Source organism: Commensalibacter communis, from assembly GCF_947179105.1.
Classification (GTDB): domain Bacteria; phylum Pseudomonadota; class Alphaproteobacteria; order Acetobacterales; family Acetobacteraceae; genus Commensalibacter; species Commensalibacter communis.
Window position 1 is genome coordinate 367,832 of record NZ_CAMXCK010000001.1, and the last position, 11,672, is coordinate 379,503.

9 protein-coding genes are annotated in these 11,672 nt (G+C 37.3%); 3 read left to right on the forward strand and 6 right to left on the reverse strand.

Annotated features, from left to right (window positions below):
* Positions 1-182: 182 nt before the first annotated feature.
* Entirely contained in the window at positions 183-479 is a 297-nt protein-coding gene (locus PQG52_RS11435; protein ID WP_408869529.1) for a YcxB family protein, read from the forward strand.
* 143 nt (positions 480-622) lie between these two features.
* Here the strand turns inward: PQG52_RS11435 and parE are convergent, their stop codons facing one another.
* Together parE and PQG52_RS01735 are read right to left on the reverse strand one after the other, a co-directional pair.
* The gene (gene parE / locus PQG52_RS01730) at positions 623-2,629 is read right to left on the reverse strand and encodes a DNA topoisomerase IV subunit B (protein ID WP_271827618.1); all 2,007 of its coding nucleotides are present in this window, start codon (positions 2,627-2,629) and stop codon (positions 623-625) included.
* A 67-nt stretch (positions 2,630-2,696) separates the two neighbouring features.
* Positions 2,697-3,248: a hypothetical protein gene (locus PQG52_RS01735; protein WP_271827619.1), complete on the reverse strand. Its 552-nt coding sequence runs from the start codon at positions 3,246-3,248 to the stop codon at positions 2,697-2,699.
* A 408-nt stretch (positions 3,249-3,656) separates the two neighbouring features.
* Here PQG52_RS01735 and PQG52_RS01740 point away from each other — a divergent pair, with 408 nt between their 5' ends.
* Positions 3,657-4,217, forward strand: coding sequence for a hypothetical protein (locus PQG52_RS01740; RefSeq protein WP_271789180.1), 561 nt, complete (start codon positions 3,657-3,659; stop codon positions 4,215-4,217).
* Between the two features lie 49 nt (positions 4,218-4,266).
* Here PQG52_RS01740 and PQG52_RS01745 read toward each other — a convergent pair whose 3' ends face one another.
* Positions 4,267-4,716 (reverse strand): RrF2 family transcriptional regulator, encoded by a 450-nt coding sequence (locus PQG52_RS01745; protein WP_271789179.1) that lies wholly within the window; start codon positions 4,714-4,716, stop codon positions 4,267-4,269.
* A gap of 171 nt (positions 4,717-4,887) precedes the next feature.
* Between PQG52_RS01745 and cysK the strand changes: the two genes are divergently transcribed.
* Positions 4,888-5,871 carry a cysteine synthase A gene (gene cysK, locus PQG52_RS01750; RefSeq protein ID WP_271789178.1) on the forward strand — a complete coding sequence of 328 codons (984 nt, stop codon included), beginning with the start codon at positions 4,888-4,890 and terminating at the stop codon, positions 5,869-5,871.
* A 62-nt stretch (positions 5,872-5,933) separates the two neighbouring features.
* Here the strand turns inward: cysK and PQG52_RS01755 are convergent, their stop codons facing one another.
* The 3 genes from PQG52_RS01755 to topA all read right to left on the reverse strand — a co-directional run bounded on the left by PQG52_RS01755 (position 5,934) and on the right by topA (position 11,668).
* Positions 5,934-7,085, reverse strand: coding sequence for an OmpA family protein (locus PQG52_RS01755; protein WP_271789177.1), 1,152 nt, complete (start codon positions 7,083-7,085; stop codon positions 5,934-5,936).
* 190 nt (positions 7,086-7,275) lie between these two features.
* Entirely contained in the window at positions 7,276-8,883 is a 1,608-nt protein-coding gene (locus tag PQG52_RS01760; protein ID WP_271827620.1) for a S41 family peptidase, read from the reverse strand.
* A 190-nt stretch (positions 8,884-9,073) separates the two neighbouring features.
* On the reverse strand, positions 9,074-11,668 hold the full coding sequence (gene topA, locus PQG52_RS01765; RefSeq protein ID WP_271827621.1) for a type I DNA topoisomerase: 2,595 nt from the start codon (positions 11,666-11,668) through the stop codon (positions 9,074-9,076).
* Between the last annotated feature and the right edge of the window lie 4 nt (positions 11,669-11,672).

Below are 11,672 nucleotides of genomic sequence, written 5' to 3' on the forward strand. Positions count from 1 at the left end.
TCAAAACGACATAAATATAATTTTTAAAGTGTTTAATAAGCTTTTTCTATTACAGAGATGGTTTATTTGTTCAGTTTCATTTTATTGTGCTTTTATTCTCTTGTTTCCTACATTTCATTTAAAAGGGGTCTTACTTTTTATAAGTTCTATCGTAGCAGGAGTATATTTTTCTTCTAATTTGTTTGTTAAGAACTGTATTAACTGTAGATAATGATTGCATTACAATTGATTATTTAGAAAAGTTAAAAAGTATTGTTCAATGGAAAGCGGTTATAAAAATAATTGAAAAGAAAGATTATTTTTATATTTATATTGAAACAAAAAATTATTTAATCATCCCTTGTTATGTATTTGAAACAGAGCTAGATAAAACTAATTTTATCCATTTTGTAAAAACGCATATATTATTAGCAGAAGAACAAGATAAATTGAAAAATGAGGATATAGTTTTGAATACTATAATGGATCTTAACATTTAAGATTTAATTAAATTTTTAGAGTAGTGGTGATCGTTAGTTTAAGTTTCAACCGAGATTGCTCTACTTTTGCGTTAGAGGCATTGCTTTCTCATTCCTATAATAATTTGATAATTTTTACACTTATTACGGTCGAAAGAAATAATCTAAATATCTAACGTTTCTATAGAGCCTGCATGTTCCTGAATGAATTGAAAACGCATTTCAGATTTTTTACCCATTAGATTAGAAACGCGTTCTTCAGTAAAGTTAGCCTCTTCTCGAGGAATGGTGACTTTTAATAAAGTTCTATGTTTAGGATCCATTGTTGTTTCCTTAAGGTCTTTTGGAGGCATCTCTCCAAGACCTTTAAAGCGAGAAACTTCGACCTTTCCACGTCCTTGACTAAGTTTACTTTGCTTTTTCTCTTTATCTTTGTCATCCATTGCGTAAACGCTTTTTTCCCCTTGGGTTAGGCGATACAGAGGAGGTTGAGCTAAATAAAGTTTTCCTTGAAGAATAAGCTCAGGCAGCTCTTGGTAGAAAAAAGTCATCAGCAGAGATGCAATGTGAGCGCCGTCAACATCAGCATCCGTCATAATAATAATACGACCATAGCGCAATTTATCTATATTGAAATAAGACCCAATACCACATCCTAGTGCTTCGATTAAATCTTTCAACTCTTGATTATTATTTAACTTTTGATTAGAAGCACTGGCAACATTCAGAATTTTACCACGTAAAGGAAGGATTGCTTGGGTTTCACGATTACGAGCTTGCTTTGCAGATCCTCCAGCAGAATCACCTTCAACAATAAAAATTTCAGTAATTGCAGCGTTTTCTTTGGTGCAGTCTGTTAATTTTCCAGGTAAACGTAATCGTTTTGTAGCACTTTTCCTAGGTGTATCTTTTGCCTCTTTGCGACGTAGGCGTTCTTCGGCTTTTTCTAAAATAGTTGCAAATAAGGTATCTGCTTGGCTTGGATCAGCAGCTAGCCAATGATCTAAACGATCACGTAATGCTGTTTCAACAAGCTTTACCGTTTCTTTGGAACTTAATTTTTCTTTTGTTTGCCCCTGGAACTCAGGGTCACGAATAAAAACGGATAATTTAGCTGCAAGTGATCCCAATACATCATCACTTGTAATGACAGAGGTTCTTTTGTTAGAACGCTGATCACCCCAAGCTCTGATACCTTTGAGCAAAGCATTTCTAAAACCTTGCTCGTGCGTTCCACCCAATGGAGTGGGAATTGTATTACAAAAAGAACTAAGAGAAGAATCGCCTTTGGTTAACCATGCGATAGACCATTCAATACGACCTGTATCTTTGCCCTCTGTGTCTGTTGGGAGGGAAACATCGCCCGACCAAATGGGACAAATAAGAGCATCGGTATCAATTTCTTCTTTTAAACTATCTTCTAGTCCATTTGGAAAATGTAATGTAGCTTGAGCTGGAATGTCGCTATTTTTTAAAAGCGTTTCATCACATGACCAGCGAATGGTAACGCCTTTAAACAAAAACGCTTTGGCACGGCATAGTTTAAAAAGTTGTTTAGGTGAAAAATGAATGTCACCAAAAATTTCTGTGTCTGGAATAAAACTAATTTGGGTGCCACGTCGATTCTGAATTGCGCCTACTTCAATGAGTGGGGTAATTGGGGTACCACGTCCATAGGTTTGTTTCCAGAGGATTTTATCTCTGGCAATTTCGACTTCCATCCAAGATGACAGCGCATTAACTACAGAAGAGCCGACACCATGTAACCCGCCAGCAGTATTATATACTTTATTGGAGAATTTTCCACCAGCATGCAAGGTTGTGAGAATGACTTCTAACGCTGACTTATCTTTAAATTTGGGATGAGGATCAACAGGGATACCTCGACCGTTATCGCGAATGGTTAGCTTATTGCCCGTATCTAATCTTACGTGGATCAGATTAGCAAAACCACCAACGGCTTCATCCATAGAGTTATCAAGAATTTCGGCAGCCATATGGTGGTATGCCGCATCATCGGTACCACCGATATACATTCCAGGTCGCCTGCGAACAGGTTCAAGACCTTCTAAAACTTCAATATCATTAGCATTATAACTGTTTGTCGAGGGTATGGTCGCACCTGATTGCTGAGGTATCTTAGAATTATCAGAAGAAAATAAATCGCTCATATTGTTACTGTTCCTTTAAACGGTACAATGTTACACACTATTTTCTTTATCTTTCTTGATTTAAAGTTTATTTTTTGCTTGTTTTTTTAGTATGACGTACTGCGCGCTTTTTACTTGTTTTTGCTCTACTTTTGGAGGAAGAAGCAGGCGCATCACAAACTTCGATTGAAGTTGGTTGTGCAATATCTTTTGCCTCTGCGTACTGAGACAAATCTGTAGCTGTTTTTAGAGGTTTAAGCTCATCAAACATACTCATTCTTTGTAAACAGAAAATAGTTCCTGCTTTTAATCCTTGAGAGGATTGAACGTTAGCTAGTTGGGTAATATAATCATCTTGTGCTTTTTGAGCACTACGTCCGTAAGTTGTACGAAAATGACGCTTTAATTGGCTCTCTTGGTCATTCACAATAGAACCAAATTGTTTAATAAACCCGTTATATTGATCTTGTGCTTTACAAGATAAAGCAGTCACCATAAGCTCGCTTTTTAAACCTTCAACGTTGAAAGCTTCATGAGCAGAGGATGAACGGCAGGCTGCATTTGCAGTACTAATTTGACCGACAATAAGGCCGCTAAGAATAACCCCAGAAAGAGCAAGACGTTTAATTGAAAAAGACATTCAATTCTCCAAATCAGGACAAAGGACAATGATTATAAGAATATATCAAATGAATATATAAAATAACCGATTCGGTATTTTTTTTCAGCTATTTTTATTTTCTTAGCAACTCAAACCTGTATCAGTTCATATGATTTGCTTTTTTGATATAGCAGGTATTCAATATAATGCAATAGTTTATTATTATTTACCTTAACTGAGCATTCAGTAAAAAAAAGCATTGTTTTATCTTTGATAAATGATTAAAGATTATGTAAAATATTAAAGTTATATCGATATATTCTGTCATTAATAAACAATGCTTGGGATCAGGATAAGTCTTTGATATAATTTTTTATAAATAAATGGTTTGATTAGTAATCATAAAACGAAAAATAGTTTTTCGTTGAATGCAATGGGGGCTAGTACGTGCGTCTTCAATTATCTTTAGTTTTGGTTGGTTTAGGGTTTGCCTTAACCGCATGTCAAAATCAGCAGCTTACCTCTTCTGATAGTGAGGCAAATAATCCGTTTAAATACACAAAACGTTCCGCTGTGTGTAAAGTAACGCCAATTGTCAAAGAAAAAGATGGTAGTTGGAAAACAACTATGGCTGTACGCAGCGATGACGGGCAATGTGAGTTCGTTGTTAAAGATCCAGATTCAAGCGGTTCATTTGCCTCTTTCGGTATGACGATTGCACCTGAAAACGGTAAAACATTTTTGTACAATTACGACAATCGTACTTATGTTCGTTATACACCAACAATGGCATATGCAGGTGCCGATAAATTTACAGCAAGTTTGATAGGCAAAGATGCTGTTAAAAGAACACCATTGCTTGTCGATGTTACTGTTGATAACACAGGGGTGCAAGTTGCAAAACCTGTTGTTGCCACAGCACCTGTAAGTAGTAGTAAGGCAAGCAGTAAAAAAGCCAAAACTACTCGTAAAAAAACGACACGTCGCTCTACAGCTAAGAAGAAATAGTTAAATATATAAAAATTGAATATGAGATTAATAAATTTCATATTCAATTTTATATTGTAAAATAAATTGGATTAGGACGAGGTCTTTTCATTCCCTTTTCTTCAGCTGATTTGATTAAATCTTGCAACGTAACTTTTGTAGCTTCTTTTAGTATTTTGTGATCTGTTTCTTCCCAAAAAGGTTTTATAACCTGTTGATATAAAGGGGAGGAAATTTCTGTATATTTTTCTTTTTCTTGAACTGAAATCGCTTGTATTATACTAGCAACAGTAATTAATCGCTTTGGTTTGGCAAGGTGATATCCACCGTGGGGACCTCTAGTACTTTCCAAAATAGAAGCTTTAGAAAGTAATTGTAACAAAGGCTCAATACTTCGTTTAGGCAAAGTTGTTCTTGTCGATATATCAGCAGCACTGACTGTATTGTTTCGACTTGAATAAAAAGCAACATCTGTCACAATTAAAAGAGCAATGATTGCTCGATCTTGTCTTAAAAGCATAAATCTTTCCAAAGTTAGTTATTGAACATTAAAAAATATTTAATATTATTAAACATAGATATTATATTATTTTAGTAAAAAAAATAGGTTTTTGTACAAAAAATTATATTATATACAAAAAAATATAGTAATATATTGAATTATAATATTTATAATTGGGGATTAAATTAGATGGTTGATATACAAGGGAATGACTTTGGCTTCTCAAAGGCAAGAGGTAAAATTTATAATTCGTTATTGGAAACCATTGGTGGCACGCCGTTGGTACGTCCTTCGAATTTATTAAAAAAGGATCAAATTGCTGCTGATATTTTATTAAAATTAGAATGCTTTAATCCTTTGGCATCTGTAAAAGATCGGTTAGCGGCAGCTATGGTTTTACAGGCTGAAGCTGATGGAATTATCAGCCCACATAAAACAATTTTGGTTGAACCAACATCTGGAAATACTGGAATTGGTTTAGCGTTCATTGCTGCGGCAAGGGGGTATCGCTTGATTGTAACGATGCCTGAAAAAGCGTCGATAGAACGTCGAAAAATGATGCGTTTTTTAGATGCTCAATTAGAGTTAACTCCTGGGCATTTAGGAATGGCAGGGGCAATTGCACGTGCAGAGGAAATTGTTGAAACAACTCCAAACGCATGGATGCCAAAACAATTTGAAAATCCAGTGAATGCAACAATGCATGAATTCACAACTGCTGAAGAAATTTGGCAAGATACAGAGGGTAAAGTTGATATCGTTGTTGCTGGTATTGGAACAGGTGGTACGATCACAGGAATTGCAAACGGGCTTAAAAAACACAATAGTGCTATTGAAATCTATGGTGTCGAGCCTGCAGAAAGTGCTGTACTAAACGGTGAGGAACCTGGTCCTCATGGTATCCAAGGAATTGGTGCTGGATTCAAACCAAAAGTTTTAGAAATGGATTTGATTAAGCAAGTATTAATGGTTTCAGAAAATGATGCCTTAGCTGCATCTCGTAGACTAGCTAGTCTTGATGGTATTCCAGTTGGAATTTCTTCGGGTGCGGCATTACATGCTAGTTTAATGCTGGCAACTCGCCCTGAAAATAAAGGGAAAATGATTGTTGCCATAGCGCCTTCATTTGCAGAGCGTTATTTATCGACACCTTTATTTAATAATTTGGGATAACAATATTATATTAATTCAAAAAAAGCGGGAGTTACCCGCTTTTTTTTATTTGTGATCGTTAATTAACGTAGAATAATTTCTACACGTCGATTTTGTGCTTCGCGTACATTTGGACCTGTTGGTACTAATGGGTTTTCTGATCCATAGCCATGAATATCTATGTTACTTGCTGGGACACCATTTTTAATCAATTCAGCTTTGATTGAACGTGCTCTTTTAAGAGAGAGAGCAATATTATAACGTTTGCCTTGTTCATTAGGAGCTGCAGAAGTATCGGTGTATCCGTCAGCTTCAATACGTGTACTACGAACACTATTATATGCTAGTGCCGCTTCTTTAACGATAGATACAGCATGATCGTTTAAAGCATAACTGTCCCATGCAAAGAATACCAAATATGTGCGTGACTTTCTTGAGGATGGAACGGTTGGTGTTGTATCAACAGGCTGTGTAGGAGGAGGGGCTGGATTGAATTCGTATCTCAACCCTAATAAAATAGAATGATTGAAATAGGTAGTTGTATCTCTATTTCCACGTGCTTGGCTATAGGCATGAGTCGTATTATAGCCACCTTGTGTTCCCCAAACATCGGCAGTGTGGCTTTGTGGACCTAGCATCGTCCAAAAACGATATTCCGTCGTAAAGGAGAGCCCGACAACCCAAGGCGTTGGAAAGGACAAACCACCAATTGCTTGATAGGAAAAATTACCAAATGTTCCGCCGAGATGTTCTGTAAGACGATTATCTGTGGTGCGAAGTTTTACACCATTCATAGATGACCATCCATACCCAATACCTGCACCGAAATAAGGAAAGATATAGGGGCTACCAACATCCATATCAAAAAGAGCATTTGCCATAAAACCATAAGTTTGTTGGCGTCCTTGGCCCCAGGCTTTATAAGAGCCTAGATTCTGATATCTTAACGGATTGTTACGATAGTTTCCTTCGATTTCAACACGGAAACCATTTCCAAGGCCATAACCAAGGCTTGTGACTGCGGTTGCACCAGGTGTATATTTATCCCGTCCACCTGGCATAAATTTATTTAATCGTACAACTTGATCTTGGTTAAAGCTTACTCCGCCTGCTCCTGAAACGTAAATCCCTCGAACAGGCTGTGCTTTAGCAGTAGAGGATAAAAGAGGCATTACACAATAAGATGCTGAAAGGCTGAATAGGGATGTCATTAATAGACGAAAGCGTAAATTCATCTTAACCTTTAAACTCCTGTTAAGTGTAGCTGCTGTTGTTTATAGTACAATAATCATTTTGGAATAGCGTGTTTTTTTATAAGAAAGAAGCAAAAAATTATTTTTTTGAAAAAAGTTTTATTTTTGTCATACAAACATCACATATTACTCATGATTTTTAAGTATAAGAACTAAGTTAAGCTGATAGAAATTATTCGCTAGGAATAAAATTTAGTAATTGTTTATAAAGTGTTGGTTTAAGGATTAACATGTTCGCGATATCAAGATCAGCATCAGTTCCCAAAGCAGCTGGGCAAGCACTGCGGATATTTTGAATAATTTTTGCATCCAGGGGGGCTCGTGCTTTTCGAGAGGATACAACGCTGTCTTTATAAAAAGATGTAGGTGTTTTTAAAGAATCTAATTGTTTTTTTATAAATTGCTCGCCTCGGCTGGTGCATAGTTGTGGCATGACACCCAATCCTTGGAGGGGCCATCCTAATGGTGCTAGAACGCGACTCCATGTAACGAATAATTCCCCTTCATCAGGCAATTGTGCAATGGTTTGAACCAATCCTTTTCCTAAGGTTGTGCTGCCTACAATAACTGCTCTTTTATGGTCAGAAAGAGCAGCTGCCAGAATTTCTGCTGCACTCGCGGTGTGTCCGTCAACTAAAATGACAATAGGTATTCCTTGGGTCAGATCTCCTCCTTGAACAGCCCAAATATGATTTGCATCATCAAAGCGCCCTTGAGTGGTTGCAGCAATACCATTATCTAATAATAACGCAGCACTTGTAATCGCTTGTTGTAATACGCCGCCACGATTACCTCGAAGATCAATAATTAGGCCTTTTATTTTCATATCTTGCATTGCTTGATCTAGGTATTGGCTAATTTCCTCGGCTGTATCTGTTGAAAAAGAAGTGATTTTTAGCATCACAATATTATTACTGGTAAATGCGAAAACAGTTTCTGGGGGAACGGATGCTCTTTTTATATGAACTGTTTTGGTTTTTTTGTTATTAGCCATACCAACCATTAGCAAAACAGTTGTATTTTCCTTACCCCTTAACCATTTTTTAACCGTGTCTAATGTTTGTTTGGCTGTTTTTTTACCATCCACTGCATATAAGCGCTGACCTACCATTAGCTGCGTTTCCCATGATGGACCATTGGGATTAATGGAAGATATAATAAAATAGTTGCCTTGTTTAATTAAAGAAATTCCTGCACTGGCGTCACCACCATCGCGTATGTCTCGATCGGTAACGGCAGAACTAGGGGCGACATAACGAGAATACGGATCCATATGATCGAATAGCTCGTCAAAAAACGCCTGTATAATTGCCTGCTTACCAATAGATTGGATTGTGTTTGAATTCTGCCAAGCATTGTACCAGATATTTATAACGCTTTGTGACCATAATTTGATATTGTCAGTTGAAGGAGGAATTGGCGTACTATAAAGCAGTTTTTGGGCTTTATATAAATTTAATTGTCCTTTTTCCTCTTTGATAGAAAAGGCAGGATCGATCGCGTTTAAGCCATTCAACCCCCATAAACATAATTGTTCGATAGAATGTTCATCTAGCGTTCTGGGTTGTAAAAATGTCAACGCTGTGGCGATAATATTAATGTAATTATTTTGATCGAAATCTTTGTCGCTTGAATGCACTGTGCTGGGTTGGGGCTGTTGTGCAATGGCAAAAGAACAACTCACTGCTATTAAGAAAGTTACGACAAGTAATATCTTTAAGAGTCGTTTGCAACAAGGCGTTATTGAAAGAATAAGTTGCATCGCAATAGTTTCAATCAATGGAAATGTTACATGCCTTAATAGGACTAGAATCGTATTTCTCCGATTAAAGTAGAGTGAGCAATTAAATTACAAAAGATATTAAGTACAGAACTTCGTCAAAAAGAACAGTGATTATTGATACAAAAGTAAAAGTTGTAATAAAATTACACTGATTGTTACATAAAATATACATAACAATCATGTGGATTCAGTCTTTTTTTGTCTTTTTACGAGAAGTTGTTTTTTTTACTGTAGAAGTTGTGGCTTTCTTCTTTTTAGCTTTTTCCTTGATGGATTTGCCTTTCTCTTCCAAAATAGACAACGCAGCTTCTAGAGTAAGCGTGTCGCCATTATCCCCTTTCGGTAAAGGGGCAACTGTTTTTTTATGTTGCAAGTAAAATCCAAAACGACCTTTGCGTAACAAAATAGGTTCTTTATCTTTTGGATGGGCGCCTAAATTTTGAATAGAGGCCATTTTTTTCTCAACGACTTCCAATGCACGGGGAAGATCAACGGTTAAGACATTATCCGATTTATCCAAGGAAGCAAATATATTCCCGACTTTGATATATGGTCCAAACGGCCCCAAGCCTGCTTGAATCGCTTCTCCAGTGGTTGGGTATTGGCCTAAAGTGCGTGGAAGGGATAGTAATCCAATCGCATCTTCTAGAGTTATGGCATTTCCATCCATTCCTTTTGGAATAGTGGCACGCTTGGGTTTCTTCTTTTTATTTTCAGGATCTGCTTCACCACATTGAATATAGAGTCCATATGGGCCACGTTTAAGAACAATCGCTTCATCTGTATCAGGATGGTTTCCCAGAATGCGAGAACCTTCTTTTAATGTATCCTCTTCTTCTGGATTAGCACCATCAACCCCTAATCGGCGAGTATATTGGCATTCTGGATAGTTTGTACATCCAATAAATGCACCATATCGTCCCAATTTAAGATGCAGCTTGCCATTGTCACAAGCAGGACATTTGCGCGGATCAGATCCATCGGTAGACTCTGCAAAGAAATGGTTGCCTAGATCATGATCTAATGCATCAATAACATCTGAGATTTTAAGATCTTTTGTTTGTTCGATTGCTTTGGAAAAATCATCCCAGAAATTGCGTAAAACCGTTTTCCAATTGACTTTACTATCAGATATATCATCCAGTTTTTCTTCTAGATTAGCAGTAAAGTCAACGTCAATATATCGTGTAAAGAAAGAAGTTAAAAAGGCGGTAACCAATCTTCCGCGGTCTTGAGGGATAAAATAACGATTTTCAAGCGTTACATATTCTCGATCACGTAGCACTCCCAAAATAGACGCATACGTAGAAGGTCTACCAATACCCAACTCTTCCATTTTTTTAACAAGGGAGGCTTCGCTGTAACGAGGGGGTGGCTGCGTAAAATGCTGTTCTGGGATGATTGTTTTGGTTGTCGTATGTTCACCTTCTTTCATAGAAGGTAACATTGTTGAGCTTTCCTGTTTTGATGGATCTTTTTCTTGATCGTCAACAATATCTTTATAGAGTTTTAAAAACCCATCAAATGCGATCATTGAGCCTGTGGCTCTAAACAAATGCTCTTTGTTTGGATTAGCAAGTGTTACCGCAACTTGATCCAATTCTGCGGATTGCATTTGACTTGCAACGGCACGTTTCCAAATCAATTCATAGAGCTTTTTTTGATCTGGTGTTAAATATGCCGCGATTTGATCTGGAGTATAGCTAATATTTGTTGGCCGTATTGCTTCATGTGCCTCTTGGGCATTTTTGGCTTTGCTCGTATAGTGACGGGGTTTGGAAGGTAGATATTTATCCCCAAATTGAGTTTCAATATGTTGACGAATGGACGTAATAGCTTCACTTGCCATTTGTACGCCATCTGTTCTCATATAGGTAATTAACCCGACCGTTTCCCCACCAAGATCAACTCCTTCATAGAGTTGTTGGGCTGTGCGCATTGTGTTTTGTGCGCTCATATGTAATTTACGAGAAGCATCTTGTTGTAAAGTCGATGTTGTAAAAGGGGGAGCTGGATTACGTTTTGTTTTTTTACGCTCAACAGCTTGAACAGCGAATTTTTCTTTTTGAAGGGTTTGTACAGCTTGCTGAGCTAACTCTTCATTGTTAAGATCAAATTGCTCTAACTTTTTACCTTGGAGTTGTGTCAGTTTCGCTGTGAATGCTACATTTTCTGAAGTTAAAAACGTGCCACTAATCGTCCAATATTCTTTGGATTTGAAGACTTCAATTTCAGCTTCACGTTCACAAATAAGACGCAACGCCACAGATTGCACGCGTCCAGCACTGCGAGAACCTGGTAGTTTTCGCCATAGAATAGGAGATAATGTAAATCCAACCAAATAATCCAAGGCACGACGAGCAAGATAGGCTTCAATAAGCGGTTGATCTAGTTCTCGAGGGTTTTGCATTGCATGCTGGACGGCTTGTTTGGTAATCTCGTTAAAAGTTACCCGTTCAACATTAATGTTTTTAAGGAGTTTTTTATCCTCTAACATTGCTCGAACATGCCAAGAAATAGCCTCACCCTCTCTATCCGGGTCAGTTGCGAGATAGAGGTTTTTAGCACCTTTTAAGGCTTGTGATATGGCTTTAATCTGTTTCGTGCCACGTTCATCCGCAGCCCAATCCATAGCGAAATCTTCATCAGGACGAACACTGCCATCTTTGGGTGGCAAGTCGCGAACATGACCAAAAGAGGCAAGAACAGTATATTGATTGCCAAGGTATTTATTGATTGTTTTGGCCTTAGCAGGTGATTCTACTATAATGACGTCTGTCATTGCT